The 15,749-nt window shown below is 63.4% G+C and carries 16 protein-coding genes and 1 tRNA gene; 3 read left to right on the plus strand and 14 right to left on the minus strand.

What is annotated here, in order from left to right; genetic code table 11:
• Positions 1–25 precede the first annotated feature (25 nt).
• The 7 genes from hisS to F7R90_RS01230 form a co-directional block, all read right to left on the minus strand.
• Positions 26–1,333 carry a histidine--tRNA ligase gene (hisS, locus tag F7R90_RS01200; protein WP_158055462.1) on the minus strand — a complete coding sequence of 436 codons (1,308 nt, stop codon included), beginning with the start codon at positions 1,331–1,333 and terminating at the stop codon, positions 26–28.
• A gap of 361 nt (positions 1,334–1,694) precedes the next feature.
• Complete coding sequence (locus F7R90_RS01205) at positions 1,695–2,909, minus strand: hypothetical protein (RefSeq protein ID WP_158055463.1); 1,215 nt, start codon at positions 2,907–2,909, stop codon at positions 1,695–1,697.
• A 39-nt stretch (positions 2,910–2,948) separates the two neighbouring features.
• Entirely contained in the window at positions 2,949–3,539 is a 591-nt protein-coding gene (locus F7R90_RS01210) for a DUF7411 family protein (RefSeq protein WP_158055464.1), read from the minus strand.
• Between the two features lies 1 nt (position 3,540).
• On the minus strand, positions 3,541–3,882 hold the full coding sequence (locus F7R90_RS01215; RefSeq protein WP_158055465.1) for a DNA-binding protein: 342 nt from the start codon (positions 3,880–3,882) through the stop codon (positions 3,541–3,543).
• Between the two features lie 77 nt (positions 3,883–3,959).
• Positions 3,960–4,898, minus strand: coding sequence for a DsbA family protein (locus F7R90_RS01220; RefSeq protein WP_158055466.1), 939 nt, complete (start codon positions 4,896–4,898; stop codon positions 3,960–3,962).
• Between the two features lie 224 nt (positions 4,899–5,122).
• Positions 5,123–5,578 carry a 30S ribosomal protein S19e gene (locus tag F7R90_RS01225; protein ID WP_158055467.1) on the minus strand — a complete coding sequence of 152 codons (456 nt, stop codon included), beginning with the start codon at positions 5,576–5,578 and terminating at the stop codon, positions 5,123–5,125.
• 76 nt (positions 5,579–5,654) lie between these two features.
• Positions 5,655–6,701, minus strand: a complete 1,047-nt coding sequence (locus tag F7R90_RS01230; protein WP_158055468.1) for a lysylphosphatidylglycerol synthase transmembrane domain-containing protein — start codon at positions 6,699–6,701, stop codon at positions 5,655–5,657.
• A gap of 148 nt (positions 6,702–6,849) precedes the next feature.
• Between F7R90_RS01230 and thiL the strand changes: the two genes are divergently transcribed.
• The 3 genes from thiL (at position 6,850) to F7R90_RS01245 (ending at position 9,412) form a co-directional block, all read left to right on the plus strand.
• On the plus strand, positions 6,850–7,731 hold the full coding sequence (gene thiL / locus F7R90_RS01235) for a thiamine-phosphate kinase (RefSeq protein WP_158055469.1): 882 nt from the start codon (positions 6,850–6,852) through the stop codon (positions 7,729–7,731).
• 111 nt (positions 7,732–7,842) lie between these two features.
• A complete protein-coding gene (locus F7R90_RS01240) occupies positions 7,843–8,730 on the plus strand; it encodes a hypothetical protein (protein WP_158055470.1) in 888 nt (295 codons plus the stop codon).
• A 61-nt stretch (positions 8,731–8,791) separates the two neighbouring features.
• A complete protein-coding gene (locus F7R90_RS01245) occupies positions 8,792–9,412 on the plus strand; it encodes a hypothetical protein (protein ID WP_158055471.1) in 621 nt (206 codons plus the stop codon).
• Between the two features lie 27 nt (positions 9,413–9,439).
• On the opposite strand, the gene F7R90_RS01250 is transcribed toward F7R90_RS01245, so the two are convergent.
• The 7 genes from F7R90_RS01250 to F7R90_RS01280 all read right to left on the minus strand — a co-directional run bounded on the left by F7R90_RS01250 (position 9,440) and on the right by F7R90_RS01280 (position 15,746).
• Positions 9,440–10,555 (minus strand): site-2 protease family protein, encoded by a 1,116-nt coding sequence (locus tag F7R90_RS01250; RefSeq protein WP_158055472.1) that lies wholly within the window; start codon positions 10,553–10,555, stop codon positions 9,440–9,442.
• Between the two features lie 72 nt (positions 10,556–10,627).
• Positions 10,628–11,584 (minus strand): AEC family transporter, encoded by a 957-nt coding sequence (locus F7R90_RS01255; protein ID WP_158055473.1) that lies wholly within the window; start codon positions 11,582–11,584, stop codon positions 10,628–10,630.
• Positions 11,585–12,018: 434 nt separating this feature from the next.
• Positions 12,019–12,885, minus strand: coding sequence for a dihydrodipicolinate synthase family protein (locus tag F7R90_RS01260; protein WP_158055474.1), 867 nt, complete (start codon positions 12,883–12,885; stop codon positions 12,019–12,021).
• A gap of 601 nt (positions 12,886–13,486) precedes the next feature.
• Entirely contained in the window at positions 13,487–14,161 is a 675-nt protein-coding gene (locus tag F7R90_RS01265) for a potassium channel family protein (RefSeq protein WP_158055475.1), read from the minus strand.
• A gap of 92 nt (positions 14,162–14,253) precedes the next feature.
• A complete protein-coding gene (locus tag F7R90_RS01270) occupies positions 14,254–14,655 on the minus strand; it encodes a response regulator transcription factor (RefSeq protein WP_158055476.1) in 402 nt (133 codons plus the stop codon).
• 264 nt (positions 14,656–14,919) lie between these two features.
• Positions 14,920–14,991, minus strand: a tRNA-Thr gene (locus F7R90_RS01275).
• A 71-nt stretch (positions 14,992–15,062) separates the two neighbouring features.
• The gene (locus F7R90_RS01280; protein ID WP_158055477.1) at positions 15,063–15,746 is read right to left on the minus strand and encodes a DUF7114 family protein; all 684 of its coding nucleotides are present in this window, start codon (positions 15,744–15,746) and stop codon (positions 15,063–15,065) included.
• Positions 15,747–15,749: the final 3 nt, after the last annotated feature.

Genomic DNA, 15,749 nt, shown 5'->3' on the forward strand with positions numbered 1-15,749 from the left:
AGGTTAAACTGCGGGCGGCGTGCGACTACTCGAAGTCTTCGTAGGTCGGCCGCTGCTCGTCTTCCGGCGGGAAGTCGTCTACCGGCACTTGCGTCTGGTCGCCGGAGTCCATGTCCTTGACCGTTACGTTGCCGTCTGCGAGGTCCTGCTCGCCGACGATGACGACCGTCTCGGCGTTGATAGAGTCCGCATAGTCGAGTTGGCCGCCGAAGCTTCGACCGGACACGTCGGTCTCCACGACGAAGTCGCGTTCTCGAAGCTCGCGCGTTATCTCGGCCGCCACGTCGCGCGTGTCGCCGATTTGCAGGACGTAGTAGTCCGTCGAGAGTGCTTCTTCTGGCCAGACGCCAGCGCGCTTGCAGAGGAGCGTCAGCGTGGCGTCACCGACTGCGTAGCCGACTGCTGGCGTCGGTTGGCCGCCGTAGTCTTCGATGAGGTCGTCGTAGCGACCGCCGCCGAAGATCGAACGACTCACGTCGCCCGTCGCGTCGAAGCACTCGAAGACGATACCGGTGTAGTAGTCCAGTCCGCGAGCGGTGTCCAACGAGAGCGTGCAGTACTCGCGGACGCCGAAGTCTGTGGCGGCTTCCAAGACGGCCGTGAGATTCTCGACAGACTGCTCGACCCGCTCGGTTTCGGCGAACGTCACGAGTTCGTCCAAGTTCTCTTCGGCGGTGTCGAGGAGTCCATCGAAGGTCTCTGCCTGCTCGTGGGAGAGTCCGGCGTCGGTCAGCAGACCGTAGAACTCCGCTTGTTCTATCTTCTGGTTCTTGTCCACGGCGCGAATCGCGGCTTCCGTGTCTACGTCGGCGTCGAACGCTTCGAGTAGTCCACCCAGAATGTCGCGGTGACTCACGCGGAACTCGAAGTCGTCGCTCGTCAGTCCGAGGTTCGTCAGCGAGGAGGCCGCACACGCGAGCAGTTCGGCGTCTGCTTCCGGTTCGGAAGAGCCGAAGATGTCCACGTTCGTCTGGTAGAACTCGCGGCGACGGCCGCTCTGTGGTTCCTCGTAGCGCCAGAACGGCCGCGTCGAGAACCACTTGATGGGCTTGCTGAGTTCCTGTTGCTTGGCGACGACCATCCGGGCGACGGTCGGTGTCAACTCGGGCGTCAGTGTGACGTGGCGGCCGCCTTGGTCCTCGAAGGCGTACAGTTCGTCTACGATTTCTGCGCCGCTCTTGTCTGTCCACAGGTCTACGCGCTCCAGTGCTGGCGTGCCGATTTCTCGAAAGCCGTAGCGCCGAGCGGTGTCTTCGAGAGTATCGAACATCTCTCGCCGAGAGCCCATCTCGGCTGGGTAGAAGTCTCGAAAGCCCTTGATGCGGTCGTACATGTGGCCAGTTTGGGCGAGCGCGCGCTTGAAAGCTTCCGTTCGGGCTTTGGGTACTGTCTGGATTATTTGATTCGTCGGGTTCGGATGTCATTTTGGATAGCACTGCTTCGAAAGCTCCTGCACACCCGCTAGAAGTTGCAGACGACACATCGGATACGATCACTTCGAAAGCCCCCGAGTGGTGGACTCGCGCGGAACACTCTGCGCGCCTCGGCTTCGCCTGCGGTGCTTGAGGCTCCGGGCTTCGTCCACCACTCGGCCCCTTTCATTCCCACCCGTCGTTTGGTCGGCCGGGCGTTTCCGGTGGTTGGGTTCACCTGCTGTTTCCGGTGGAAGTGCCACCGAGCGTTTTGGAGGGTTCTCACGCAGTCGCGACTCTAACCGAGACGTTGCCCTCGCTCCCCGAAACTCGCGTCTGCTCGACGATTCGCTCGCTCCCGATTACCACGACAACCGTCTCGTTGCTGACTCGCTGGAGTCCGAACTGCTCGCCGTCTGTCTGCCAGCGGTTCTCGCCGATGCGCTCGCTGCGGGCGTCCATGTAGTCTGCGAACGCTCGTTGGAACTCGGTCGCGTTCTGTTGGTCGTCCCACCGGAGTGCCCAGACGAAGTTGCGCTGGTCGGATTCGTTCGCGCCGTGGTTCCAGAGCGTGACCATGCGGTCGTTGCCCCAGCCTTCGGCGGCAGTCGCGGCCCGCGATTCGGAGAGGTCTCCGCCGAGTACGTCGCGGACGAACAGTTCGCCGGTCGTGTCAGTCTGGCCTGCGCTTACGGTTTCGGTCTCCCGTACCGAGACGCGCAGGGTCGCCGGAGGTTCATTCTCTGGGCCGTAGTTGTGTATCAGCTGTTCGGTCGTCTCCGGCGGGTTGCGGTAGACTGCGGTCAGATTCGCGGGGGAGTCGAGTCGCTTCTCGAAGTACCTGCCACCGAACAGATACGGCCCGCGGACGTACCGACCGAGCGCGGAGCCAGCGCGATAGTCACCTCGCATCTCCTCTATTTGTCCCGGCCCTGTGAGGTAGCGTTCGCCGTAGGTGTCGGCGACGTACACCGCGCTCCCTTCGACCATCGCTCGGGAGACCGCCGCGGAGTCTGTCGTTCCACCTCGTAAGTCCATCGCATCTCGGTAGCGCTCGCTGGTGAGCGTCACCGCGTGGGCGTACTCGTGGGCGAGGATGGCTTCTAACTCCGGGAGATTCTGCGCGCCTGCTGGCACGCCGTCGTGGAGGATGACCGTGACTCGGTGTGCGCCCTGCCCGTAGTAGGCCGCGGGCGCACCCTCCTTCGAGTCGTCGGCGTCGAGGAGCAACCGATGGAACGGTCCGGCCCGCCCGCCGAGATAACTGACTTGGTTTCCACTGGCGCTCGTCGTCTGCAACGAGGGCTGTGAGACGTTGCTGTCTAACAGCGTCGCTACTCGGTCGTAGATACGGCTCTCGTTCGTCGGCAGCGAGTCCGGCCCTTCGTCCGGCGTCCGTGTTTGGAGCGTGGAGTTCTCCGTAGTCGGACCGGCCATCGGGGCCGTACAGCCCGAAAGCACGAGTAGACCCGCGAACAGGACGACGACGCGACGCATGCGCCGATAGAGGAGTGGTCCGGTAAAAGTGTCTGTGGATTAATTCAATCCTGTCACGTACGTCTGCGTGTGGTCCGGGAACACGTCCGCGACTGCCTCTTCGCCGTGTTCGCGGCGCAGAATCGCCCGGAGCTCGTCTTCGTAGTCGGCCTTCGGTATCTCTTCGCTCGGCCCCGTAGTGACCGAGAGCGTCTGTTCGACGACTCTATCGACCGCGCCGCGGCCGAATCCCGAGAGCGGGACGATGTAATCGACGTCGTGGCGGTCCTCCAGACTCTGGGCCTGCGCCCGAGAGATGGAGGGTACCCGGTCGTCCCGGCGCGTGCCGTCCGCAATCGCGTCGAAGTCCATCTCTGCGACCATCTCTAGGGCGTGCTGGTGGACGTGTTGGATCCCGTTTCGCGGGTAGCCGTCTTCGACCATTTCGGCGACGGCTTCCTCGGCGACCGCGGTCTCCAACTCGACGGTCTCGAAGTCGAATCCCGTCTTCTCCGCCGTCTCGCGGGCGTACTCCCACGCGTCGGTGACCCCGAAGCTAGCGGTGACGAGCGTGACTTCGTAGAAGTCGTCGAGCAGGAGGGCGGCCAGCGTCGAGTCTTTCCCGCCGCTGTAGAGGAGTCCCAGTTCCATCTCAGCGACGGCGGATGTTGAAGCTCTTCGAATCGGGCTTCAGTTCGCGGAGGAGTTCCTTCATCTTCTCTTCGTCTATCTTGCCGTTGACGCGGCCACTCTGGGCGACGGCGAGGACTTGCTGTTCGACCTTCTCGGCGAAGTCCGGCTTGCTCATGCGCACCGAGTTGAGTCGCTTGCGCGCGCCGTCGGTGAGGTACTGACGAAGCATCGCCTGCTTCTGGGCGTCGGCTTGCTGTTGGGCGGCCTCTTGGGCCTCTTGCTGTTCGCCTTGCTCCTGCATCTCCTGCATCTTCTGCTTGCGAAGTTCTTCGAGTCGTTCGTCGTCGGGGCTGTCGGACATCCTTACTGGGTCGTTTGACGCGCAGGACCAAAAACGATTACGGAGGAAACGGCGGCAACAGAACAGTCGCGCCGTGCTCAGAACAGCGAGCCGAACGCCTCGTACTCGACGTTTCCTTCGAGGCGGTCTACGAGCGTGGCCCCGTCGAACAGGAAGAAGGTTGGTGTTCCGCTGACGCTCGCTTGCTTGCGGTTTTTCAGGTCGGCTTGGAGAGTCGGCTTGTACGCGCCCTCCGCCATGTCCTCGACCACGGCGTCGGGGTTCACACTCGTATTCGCTCGCAGCAGCGATTCGATTCGGTCGTAGACGTTCTCCATCGTGAACGACGACTGCTCTTCGTAGACGTGATGCCGGAGCGGCCAGTACATCTCCGGGTTCCGATCGTACGTCGATTCGAGGCCGGTGGTCGCCGGATACGTCCAGTTGTCTACGTGGGGGTAGTCCCGGACGACGAAGGTCACGTCGCCGGAGACGATGCGCTTCGAGCGGAGTTTCTGGAACGCACCGAACTCGAAGTCTCTACACACCGAACAGGACATGTCCTGATACATCACGACGACCTTGCCGGTCTGACTGGGCGGGTCGCCGAGATACGGTTGGCGGCCGAGTCCCGACGCCGACGCGTGATTCGCAGTGAAGCTGAACTGCGGCTTGCGGCGTTTTCCACTGGTCGTCGTGGTCGTGGTCGGTTGGCTGGTCGTCTGGGTCTCGGTCGTCGTTCCTGCGTCGGTCGTCGTTTCGGTCCCTGCCGTCGTTTGGGTCTCGGTCGAACTCGTCGCTGTCTCCGCGTTCGTCGTCTGGGTCGCCTCTGTCGTCGCTCCATCTGTACTAGTGGTCTTCCGAGTGCTCGTCGTTCCGCGCGTGGTCCCGATGCTCCCCACCGTCGTCCCCGACGTTCCTCCGGTCGTCGTCGAGTCCGCGCCATCATCGCCGGAACACCCGGCGAGCAGGACGCTCGCGCTCGCAGTCGCGGCGAGAAACGCTCGCCGGTCAAATCGCTCGTTGTCGTTGGTCATACTCACTCGCCGATAGGCAGTTACACCGCTTTACTATCCGCAGGATAAGCGGCTGAACAGTGGCAAATTGAACGAAACTCAGGAGAATAAACGATGGATGGTAAGGAAGAACCTACCCGTCGCTACGAACGCTGTGAACGACGGACGAAAAACACCGCCCGCGTCGAATCAGTTCGTTCTGTGTCGAACGAAGTCGTACTGGTCGAATCGCGTCGAGCGCGTACTTACGCGTAGCGTTCGAGTTCCGGACGGTCGAGGTCTTCCATAACCTCGCCCGCGGTATCGTCGAGGAGGCTGCGACCCTCGGCGGTCACGCGGCGGCCTTCGCCTTCGCCGATTTCGATGAGGTCCTCGTCTTCGAGTTGCTGGAGGATAGTGCGGATGACGTTTCGACTGCCGTCCTTACGGTGTTCCGGCGCGACGACGTAGCGGTTCGTGCCGCCCTTCTTGCCGCCGTACTCGGTGGCGAGTCGCTCGACGCCGATGGGGCCGTTGTCGGCGACTTTGCGCAGGAGGCTGGCACCGCGAATCGCCCAGAAGTTCTCCTGCTCCGGTGGGAGTTCGCGCTGGGAACCGGTCTTGGCGAACTGGGCCCAGTCTGGTTGTTCGAGTCGGTCCTCTAGCTTCGCGGCGACCGCTTCGATGAGGTCGTCCGCGGGAACGTCGTAGAGCGTCGTCATACCCACGATTTCCGTTCCGCGGCGTTTAAAGCCATCGTTACAATCCCGTCTCTGGCTTGGGAATTGCTCTCGTCCATCAGTCCGATTTCGTGGCTTTCGAAGCGTTGTCGGCTTCCAACATCGCGGTAGCGCTCCCGCCGAGTAGCACGGGAAGCCAGTACGTCGCCCCGCGGTGGATGACTGCCGCCGCACCTGCCGTCGCGGCGTCCACGCCCGTCACGGGGACGATTAGGACGACAAGTACGGCTTCGACGCCGCCGAGTCCGCCCGGAAGCGGCGTCACTCCGGCGACGCTCGCCAGCGGGACGACGAACAGCGCGGCCGCGAAGGGGACGGCGTGGCCGAGCGCGAGTAGCGAGAGCCACAGCGAGACCGACAGTAAGAACCAGCCAATCGCGGAGAATGCGAGCGCCAAGGCCAACTGGTGGCGGTCGCCAGCGACCCGCTCCAGCGCGGAGAAGAACCCCTCGACTCGGTCGCGGAGGCTGGACTCGTCGGGTGCGTCGAGAAACGGGACGACGCGTGCGAGTCGCGTCCCGACCGGCACGATGAGGCCGACTGCCACCTCGGCGACGGAATCGCGGTATCGCCACCCGAAGTAGGCCGCCACCGGAACCGCGATAGCCAGCGCGGCCAACGAGATGGCCGCCAACTCGACGCGGTCGCCGACTGTGAACGTCGTGGCGTAGTAGCCGATGCCCAACAGCGCGAACGAGACGGAGGGGACGAAGTTGAGCGTATCGACGCTGGCGACGGCGGCCAGTCCGTTCTCGTACTCCGTTTCGGTCGTGCGAGAGACCAACAGCGCGCTGAACGGTTCGCCGCCCGCCTGCCCGAAGGGCGTGACGTTGTTGGCGAACGTCGCGCCCGCGAACAGCAAGAACGACCGTAGCACCGAGACGGGAACGGCGATGACACCGAGGACAGTCCGGAGCGCGAGACTCCACGCGAACAACCAGCCCACGGCGACGCCGCAGACGGCCGCGACGAGTGTGATGTCGGCCTGCGAGAGTGCCGCCGCTACCTCGTCGAGACCGACGAGTGAGTACAGTCCCAACAAGACGAGGGCACCGACGCCGAACCCGACCACTATCGAGCGGGCGTCGCCGAAGTCTACGTCCATCGATTCGACGGACGGCGGGTCGGGGCTTGAAGCCACCGAAGCAGATAGCAGGTTGAAGCGACCGATAGCGGGCCGACGCGACCGATGGCAGACTGACACGACCGATTCGAGACGGGAGGGTTTTGTCTTCCGACCGAAAAGTACGACTATGAACGAGCGGGCGGCACTCGCACTCCTCGCCGAGGACGTGGCGAGCGCGGGCGACGACGCGGCGGTGGTCGATGGGCAAGTCCTGACGACCGACATGCTCCACGAGACGACGGACTTCCCCGCGGGAACGACCCGCTACACTGCTGGCTGGCGAGCAGTCGGTGCCTCGCTTTCCGACGTAGCCGCGATGGGAGCGAGCGCGTCGGCAGCCGTCGCGGTGTACGCAAGTCCCGACTTCGACCGCGAGGAACTGGAAGCGTTCGTCTCGGGTGCGACCGACGTGTGCGAAGCCGTCGAAGCCGAGTACGTCGGCGGCGACTTAGACCAAAGCCGAGAGTTCACCGCTGCCACGACTGCCCTCGGTCGAACCGACGACCCCGTACTTCGCTCGGGTGCGACGCCCGGCGAACTCGTCTGCGTGACGGGCACGCTCGGTCGAAGCGCGGCGGCGCTCGAACTGTTCGACCGCGGCGACTGCGAGCGCGCGAACGACCTGTTCCGGTTCGAGCCACGAGTCGCCGATGGACGTGCGCTCGCCGACGACGCCACCGCGATGATGGATTCGAGCGACGGCCTCGCGCGCTCGCTCCACCAACTCGCGGAGGCAAGCGACTGTGGTTTTTCGGTCGAGTGGTCGGCGATTCCGGTGGACGACGCGGTGCTGGCGGTGTCCGCAGACGACCCCGAAGAGCGGATTCGAGAACGCGCGCTCTTCTTCGGCGAGGACTTCGAACTCGTCTTCACGCTCGCCGAAGACGACCTCGAAGCCGCCCGCGAAGCCTCGCCGACGCCGATTTCTGTGGTGGGAACTGTGACCGAGGCGGACGTTCGAATGGACGACGACCTACTCCCGGACCGTGGATACACCCACGGAGAGTGAGTTCTGCTACGTCCTCAGAAATCGTACCACGGCCCCGGAAAATGAGTCGTTACGCGCGACGGGACTCGTTAACTACCAAACACTGATTAGCGAGGGCGTCGCCCACACGCTATGGTTTCCGGACGCATCGTGGTGTTTTCGACCGACGGCTTCGACGCCGACGAACGACTCGTCAGGGAGTACGTCGTCCCGGAGTTCGACCGACTGACCGGCATCGAAGACTGTGAGGGCATCGCCTTCTCGCGCGCTACCACTGACCGCCACGCCGACCGCGGCGGCGTTCACCTCACGATATTCGGCGACCACGAGTCGGTCGTCGAGACGGAGCGCGACCGCTGGAATGAGTTCGTCGCCGACGACCTCGTCGAAGAGTGGTCGGTCTTCAGACCCGAGTGGGAACAGTGGCCCGAGGAGCAAGCCCGACTCACGCGCCGCTTCCAGACGCTCGCCTCGGAGATGGCCTGTTCGTACTTCCGTGAGTTCGACGCCGACGAGCGACCTGCACCTGCCGACCAGTTCCACGACGACGAGCGACCGCTGGGCTTCTGGCTCGTCTCGCACTTCCTCTACAACCAAGCTGGCTACGGTTCCCACGGAGAACTCGACGGGAGCTATCGGTCGATAGAGAACCAACTGCGGACGCTCGTGGAACTCGGCGGTGCCGAGAACGCGCTGGAGAAGGTGCAGCTATTGCAAGGACGACTTCGCGCTATCGAGGAAGAACTTGCGGCGGTAGTCGAACCGGAGCGAGAAGAGGCGAGCGAGTCGGACTCCGACTCGCTCGCGGACGAAGAGAACTCGAGTACGTCTGGCGAAGCCGACGGTTCGGAGTCGTCTTCGGAAATGAGTCCAGCCGAAGTCGCCGAGGCAGACCCGCGGGAAGCCGCCGACGTAGACCCCGAGGAACTGGTCGAGATGGACCCCGAGGAGATTCTCCAGCAGAATCTGGGCGACGACGCGCCGTCTCCACCCGACCTCGACGCAGACGACGAATCCTAAGATTTCTTAGAGAACTACGATTCGCCGAACGCTGATTAGCACGGCGCGTGCCTCGTTCTGCATGGTCGAACGACGCGTCGTCGTGTTCGAAACCGACAGTCACGAGGCTGACGAACGGTTCATCCGAGAGTACGTCGTCCCGAAGTACGAACGACTGACCAGCATCGACGGCTGTACCGGGCTTCGATTCTCGCGGTACGCGGCCGACCCGAGGAAAGACCACGGAGAGATACATCTCGTGCTGTTCGGCGACCACGACGCAGTCGTCGAGCGCGAACGCGACCGCTGGGACGAATTTGTGGAGGATGGTCTCGTCCGAGAGTGGCGACGAACGGGTCTCAGTTGGGAGTCGTGGCCAGACGACCAGTTCGAGTTCATGAAGCGCATGCAGACGCTGGCGACAGAGATGGCGGTGGTCTACTACCGGAACTTCGACTCCCACGAGCGCCCCGCGCCCGCCGACGCCTTCCCGGAGACCGACCGACGACTCGGCTTCTGGGTAGCCGTTCACTTCCTCTGCAACCAGATGGGCTACCAGTCGGTGCAGGACGAAATAGACGCTAGCTTCGGGTCGATTCGGAATCGCCTGCGCGCGTTGCAGGAACTCCGGAGCGAGGCAGTGGCCAGCGAGCGAATCGAGGAGCTACGGAAACGGCTGGACGAAGTCGAAGCAGAACTCTGAGTTGGGCGAGACACCCAACCACTTCTCTCACGCGATTATCTCGATGGGAACCGGCGTGAAGCACAGCGCCCCGAGGACGAAGGTCAGCAGTCCGACCAACTTCCGGCGGGTGTCTAACCCCTCTTCGTCGATGGGGTTCGCCGGGCCGACGTAGGCGACCCACGTCGCGAGTAGACCCCAGAACACCCACAGCACCGAGGCGTTGCTGACGTGTTCGACGTAGAAGACGTACGCGGCGAGACCGAACAGCGCGACGGGGACGAGTGCCGCGATGCGCTCTTGGTCTTCGCCGAGCATTGCGCGGACGATGTGGCCGCCGTCGAGTTGGCCGACCGGGATGAGGTTCAGGAGGGTGATGAACATCCCGACCCAGCCACCGATGACGACCGGGTTGACTGCCAAGCCCTCGCTGTAGCTCACTGGTTCGCCGACTGCCATGGCGATGAGGTGTAACAGGGGTGGGTAGCCGAACTCCACTTGGATGGTGTTGGGACTGTTGACGACGCGTTCCGGCACCGAAATCGGGTCCATCGTCAGGCCGATGGCGGTCACGACGATAGTCGCTACGAGTCCCGCCAACGGTCCAGCGACGCCGATGTCGAACAGTGCCTCGCGGTCGGGCATCTGACCTTTCATGCGGATGACTGCGCCCATCGTCCCGATGAGCGTCGGCATCGGGATGAAGTACGGTAACGAGGCTTCGACGCCGTGGTACCGAGTCATCACGTAGTGGCCCAACTCGTGGGTGAGCAGGACGCCGACCACGGCCGCGGTGAACGGCCACGCTTCGAGGACGGCCAGCGGATTCTCCGCGAGTTGGATGTGATACCACGCCGTCCCGGCGTACATCGTCGAGAGAATCGTGAGCAGGAACAGGACGACGTTCGTCAACGGGAAGCCGTTTACGCCCGTCTCGGCGGGTTCGGCGACGAGGACGTACTCGCCGGTTTCGGTCGCTAGGTTCACTTCGTAGCCGTGTTCCCGGAACAACGGCCAGACGGTCTGCATGAGCCGTTCTTGGGGGACGAGTGGTTCGCCGTAGTACACAAGTCGTCGGCCGTCGCTACGGGTCTCGTACACCCTGAAGACCGATTTGAGTCGCTCGGGCGACGGACCATCGTCAGGCGGGGCGGTCGAACCCATTCACTTGCACTATGGCGTGACCGTTGATAAACCTCCGGACGGCGGAGAAGTGGAGTGGTACGTCTACAGGTCTCAGACCAGCAGTCCGGCCCGCAGAATCGCGATCAGCGCGGTCAGTGTGACGACGCTGGCGAGCGTACTCGCGAAGATGGCGGTGCTGATGTACTCCGGGGCGGTCAACCCGTCGCCGCCCTCGTCGTACTCGATAGCGAGGATGAGCGGCGTAATAGCGGCGGGCATCCCACATTCGAGTACGAACACCCGCGCGACGGTTGCGTCGTTGGTCGCCATTCCGAGACCGACGGCGACGGCCGCGCCGACCAGCGGCGCGACGACGAGTTTCAGGCCGTTCGAAACGCCGACGCGCGAGATGGACGCGCCGTGGCGGGTGTTTGCTAACTGGATGCCCAAGATGAGGAGCATCACGGGAATTGCCGAGTCGCCGACGAGTTTCAGCGTCTCCATCGCCGCGGTGTCGGTCGGCGGGACGACACCGAACCAGCGGGCGAGTCCGGCGGCTACGACGGCGTACACCAGCGGCAGGCGAAACACCTCCGAGACGGAGCCGAGAACGTCGCTCTCCTCGCCGCGGGAGGCTAAATAGACGCCCACGGTGTACATCAGCACGGACTGCCCGGCGATGTAGAGGACGGCCGTCGAGCGGCCGACTGCGCCGAACGCGAACGCCGACAGCGGGATGCCGTAGTTGCCCGCGTTCGGGAACGACGAGGAGAGGACGAGCGCACCTTGCACGGGTTCGGTCTCGCCGAGCAGTCGGCCTGCGCCTTCTGCGAGACCGACCATCGCCGCCGTGAACAGGGCGACGCCGCCAAGTATCTTCGCCGCGAGCGCGCCGGACAGCGACGAGGTAGCGAGACTGTAGAAGACCAGCGCGGGCGTGAGGACGTAGATAGTGATGGTTCCGAGCGGGTCCACGTCGATTTCGCGGGTCCGACCGAGCAGAAAGCCGACCGCCGCCACGGAGAGAACTGGGAGAATCGCCGTCGAGAGCGCGGAGAGCAGTGACACTGTTTCGGAGATGTTTTCGTGGTATCTCAAAACTGTCGAAGGCGGCTAGGAAGGGGTGGTTTTGTGGTGGGACGCTGTCTCTCTACTCCGTGAGACGTTCCTTCGCCCGGTTTCAGGAACTACTGCTACCTCAAACGAGTCGAAGCTAGCTACTCCCGAGACAACGCCGTGCAAAGACCGCTCAGCACCGCTCCGCGACGGCCACACGCCTCCCCAACCGACTGCGTTACTCAATTCCGGGAGACGCGACCACCGTCGGAGCAAGCTCCGACGAGCCTTCCTTCGCTACGCTCAGGAGGACACTTCGGATCGCGTCTTCCGAGTTGCGTTACTCATCCCTCGCACGGATTCGGTCGCGGTACGAGCCCGCGACCGGCGCGCGCCGTCTAGCCGCGAAAATCCGAAATTGAAACCCCGAACTGAAACGCTGAAACCTACAGTCGTGCAGTCTCTACTAACCCTTCCAACTCCTCACGAACCGCTTCGCTGACCTCACGATGCGGTTTCCGGGCGTACCCAGCAGGCGCGCCGCGCTCGCGCATCGCCGCTTTCAACCCCGGCACTCCGAACCCCGCCGTGACCGCGTAGTTCAACTCGACCAGTCGGGCGTTCAGTTGCCGCGCTTGCTCGTCTTTTCCCCCACGGTGCAGTTGGAAGATTTCGCTGGCGCGCGCTGGCGCGACGTTCGCCAGTGCCAGCACGCCGCCGTCCGCACCCGAGTCGAGTCCGTGCGCGTAGACGCTGCCACTGCCAACCAGCAGGTCGAACTCCTCGTCTGCCGTCAGGGCGCGCTCGCGCTGGAGTGTCTCCAAGTCCCCGGTCGAATCCTTCATGCCCGCGACGTTCTCGTGGCTCGCCAGTCGCCCCACCGATTCGGGAGCCAGTTTCACGTCCGTGTAGGCAGGCACACTGTAGAGGTAGACTGGAATCGGACTCTCGTCGGCTACTTTGCGGTAGTACGTTTCCAGCGAGTCGTCGTCGTAGCTGTAATAGAAGGGCGTCACGACGAGTGCGGCGTCAGCACCCGACTCGGCCGCCAACTCCGTCTGCTTGAGCGTCTCGCGGAGCCCCGGATGACCCGTTCCCGCAATCGTCGGTACGTCGGACTCCTCGGCGACGATTTCCGTGACGCGAGCGCGCTCCTCGACGCTCATCAGTTCGGCCTCGCTGTTGGACCCGCAGGGGACCACGAAATCGACGCCGTGTGATTCGACCCAGCCGACGAGTTCGCGGAGGCGCTGCTCGTCGAGTTCGCCGTCGCTCTCGAAGGGCGTGACCAACGGGACGCCTGTGCCTTGCATGCGAGTAATTCGTCGCTCCGGCCCTATGAATCTGGGTGCGCAGGCAGTCGGCATCGGACGACCGCCCCTGCGTCTGCCGAGCGTCTGACGTAGTTTTAAGTCAATCCCGCCGAGTCCCCCGACTGGGCGCGCATTACGGCCTCTCTTCCCCCATCCTTCCGGACCCGCGCCCGGCACACCACCACACCCTCTCTCCCCCTTTCCGAACCGCTGGTTAGCGGGACGTCGTCCCGCACAACCGTTTCAGGCTTCTTCCCCTACTGTAGGCTCCGACTGGCCGCTCTGTTGCCGATTACTACCAGTTACAGTGAGTGCCTACTACCCCCGCAAACGGCCCATAACAAAGTCCGAGTTCGCCTTAGAAAGGAATGCGTCCGACGGTTCGGGCGCAATGCGTGCAGCAGACTCTCGACGGGTACGCCGACGGAGCCGGAGGCCCTGGCGGTGGGCTGGCCTCCCACCACCGTGTCACCAACCCTCCCACGAAAGTTCTCGTCTCGGCCCCGTTTTCGACCCCGCGCTGTGCATGTTCTGCCCTCCGCTTTTCCCGGATAGACGTTTTATCCGGGCGATTATTTGTCCGAAGTGACGCGTCGTCCAGCTAGATGTTCGCTTCTGTGGCCTCGCCCAACAGTCGCTCTTTGACCTCCGGCAGTGCGCCTTGGTCTACGATGACGGCGAGTCGGTCGCCCGCGTCGATTTCGGTCCCCGGCAGTGGAATCGTCAGTCTGTCCCGGGAGTGGCCGTGGGCGTAGATTCTCGCGTCCTCCGGCAGTTCGATTCCGGAGACGCGCTGGCCGACGATGGGAGCGCGCTCGGGGATGGTCAACGTCGTCAGTTGCAGACCCTCGGTGAGGTCGGCGATGACGTTGAAGTCGCCGCCCAGCAGCGCAGTCTTCGCGCCCGCCGCGCCGAGTCGCTCGGGGTAGACGACCTCGTCTACGTCGTCGGCGAACTTGTGATAGATGTCTTCGCGGTAGTCCTCGTCGATTCGCAGCACCGTCCGACAGCCGTAGTGCTTGCCAATCATGCAGGCCGCGTAGTTGACGTTGAGGTCGCCGGTGACGCCAGCGATGGCATCGACGGTTTCGAGGTCCGTCTGTTCTAAGATATCTTCGCTCGCACCGTCGCCTTCGATGACCATGAATCCCATCGAACGGGCGAGGTCGGCCTTGTCGGGGTCGTTCTCGACCACCGTCACGTCGTGACCTTCTTCCTGTAGAATCTGGGCGGTGCGACGGCCGACCCGGCCCGCACCGACGATAACCAATCGCATGTCAACCTCTACCGCACCAGGGGACAAAAAGATTCGGCGCACCGAACCCCGGGAAGATTCCGTACGCGCTGGACCTCGGGAGGACCGTCCGCTCAGGCGGGTGGCCGACTGCCGCCGTTGCCATTCCGACTGGTCGCACTGCTCTCCTCACTTTCGAGGAGACTATCGACGGTTTCGTGGAGCGTGTCCGAACCCCAAATCGGCTTCGTGACGTACATGTCGCAGTCGAGGTTCGGGGAGGGGTCGGCCGCGGAGACGAACGCGACCCGACAGTCGAGTCCCCGCCGCCGGATGTCTTCTAACACGTCGTCGCCGGAGATACCTGGCAGTCGCCGGTCGAGGAGGACCACGTCGATGGTCTCGTCGAGAAGACTGATCGCCTCCTCACCGTTGTAGGCGGTCAGAACCTCGTACTCTGCGGAGAGCATCTTGGCGAATCCTTCGGCGAGCGGGCGATTATCATCGACAACCAGGATAGTAGTGTCGGCGGACATGGTGAGAGTCGTACTTCTCGCTACGACACCAGGGCTCTTTATTACCCGGAATGTAACAGGTTCGTCTCAGTTCGTTCCGTACCGTTTCGCGGGTTTCGTACCGGTTTGGATGAGCGTATAGAACGGAACGATACCATTTGTGTTACATATCGTTGGATCGACCTGTATATTTATTAGGACGGACTACCGACAGGGGTGGAACGATACCGACCCACTAGATGTCGCCAAACCAAGAGCTATCGAAGCGTAGTTCAGAACAGAACAAGCCTAGGCCGGGATTTGAACCCGGGCTCTCGTCCTTACCAAGGACGCGCTTTACCGCTAAGCTACCCAGGCACAGTGCAGTTCGCACCTGCTGTGTGCAATGCTTCGTTGTCCCGTTTCCTCTTTAGGGGTTTCGATTTCGGTCACGGGTCGGTGGCCGAGGGTCGCGGTTCGCCGCCGAGAACGTGGTCCGGCGACCGACCGGTCATCGCTTTCTCGACGGCGTCCGGAACGGCCTCCGGTGGGTCGCTGTCGTCGGCATCAGTGTCGGCGGCTAACGCGGAGACGTACGCCAGCAGTGCCGTCGGCGGCGTGCGGCCGACGACGGCCGTGCCTGCGACGACAGCCAACTCGAACACGTCGCCCTCCAGACCGTTCTCGGTGCCGTCGCGGCCCTGCTGGCGGTCAGTCTGGTCCTTGCCGAACGACTGGACAGTCTCGACTGCCTTGTCTGCGGCGTCCGTGCGAGCGAGAAGGTAGAAGCCACGAGCGACCATGACGTCCGCCGCGAGTACGTCGATGTTCGCGTCGGTGTGGGGCGATTCTTTCTCCCATGGAGTGTCGCCCGCGAGCGTCCGTGTGAGTCGAAGCCCCTCGTAGATGAGTTGCACTCCGGCCGCTCGCTCGGCAACGCCCTCGACGGTGTACGACTGACTCGGCTGGCCAGCGGTCTCACCGTCGGCAGCGTCCGCAGACGACAGCGTCAACACGGCGGGGACCATCGCCGAGTCGTCCAACAGCGCGTGGATTCGGTCGCGCAGGGGTTTCGGTGTGATATCCTGCACAGCCTCTCTCCCCGCGTCTCGTGCCCGGACGGCCGGTTCCATCAG

The sequence above is a fragment of the Halorussus halophilus genome (assembly GCF_008831545.1).
GTDB classification, from domain to species: Archaea; Halobacteriota; Halobacteria; order Halobacteriales; family Haladaptataceae; genus Halorussus; species Halorussus halophilus.

What these genes read in the sequence shown, in the direction of transcription:
- hisS (WP_158055462.1), bottom strand. Translation starts at nt 1,333, where the DNA reads ATGTACGACCGCATCAAGGGCTTTCGAGACTTCTACCCAGCCGAGATG.
- F7R90_RS01205 (WP_158055463.1), bottom strand. Translation starts at nt 2,909, where the DNA reads ATGCGTCGCGTCGTCGTCCTGTTCGCGGGTCTACTCGTGCTTTCGGGC.
- F7R90_RS01210 (WP_158055464.1), bottom strand. Translation starts at nt 3,539, where the DNA reads ATGGAACTGGGACTCCTCTACAGCGGCGGGAAAGACTCGACGCTGGCC.
- F7R90_RS01215 (WP_158055465.1), bottom strand. Translation starts at nt 3,882, where the DNA reads ATGTCCGACAGCCCCGACGACGAACGACTCGAAGAACTTCGCAAGCAG.
- F7R90_RS01220 (WP_158055466.1), bottom strand. Translation starts at nt 4,898, where the DNA reads ATGACCAACGACAACGAGCGATTTGACCGGCGAGCGTTTCTCGCCGCG.
- F7R90_RS01225 (WP_158055467.1), bottom strand. Translation starts at nt 5,578, where the DNA reads ATGACGACGCTCTACGACGTTCCCGCGGACGACCTCATCGAAGCGGTC.
- F7R90_RS01230 (WP_158055468.1), bottom strand. Translation starts at nt 6,701, where the DNA reads ATGGACGTAGACTTCGGCGACGCCCGCTCGATAGTGGTCGGGTTCGGC.
- thiL (WP_158055469.1), top strand. Translation starts at nt 6,850, where the DNA reads ATGAACGAGCGGGCGGCACTCGCACTCCTCGCCGAGGACGTGGCGAGC.
- F7R90_RS01240 (WP_158055470.1), top strand. Translation starts at nt 7,843, where the DNA reads ATGGTTTCCGGACGCATCGTGGTGTTTTCGACCGACGGCTTCGACGCC.
- F7R90_RS01245 (WP_158055471.1), top strand. Translation starts at nt 8,792, where the DNA reads ATGGTCGAACGACGCGTCGTCGTGTTCGAAACCGACAGTCACGAGGCT.
- F7R90_RS01250 (WP_158055472.1), bottom strand. Translation starts at nt 10,555, where the DNA reads ATGGGTTCGACCGCCCCGCCTGACGATGGTCCGTCGCCCGAGCGACTC.
- F7R90_RS01260 (WP_158055474.1), bottom strand. Translation starts at nt 12,885, where the DNA reads ATGCAAGGCACAGGCGTCCCGTTGGTCACGCCCTTCGAGAGCGACGGC.
- F7R90_RS01265 (WP_158055475.1), bottom strand. Translation starts at nt 14,161, where the DNA reads ATGCGATTGGTTATCGTCGGTGCGGGCCGGGTCGGCCGTCGCACCGCC.
- F7R90_RS01270 (WP_158055476.1), bottom strand. Translation starts at nt 14,655, where the DNA reads ATGTCCGCCGACACTACTATCCTGGTTGTCGATGATAATCGCCCGCTC.
- F7R90_RS01280 (WP_158055477.1), bottom strand. Translation starts at nt 15,746, where the DNA reads ATGGAACCGGCCGTCCGGGCACGAGACGCGGGGAGAGAGGCTGTGCAG.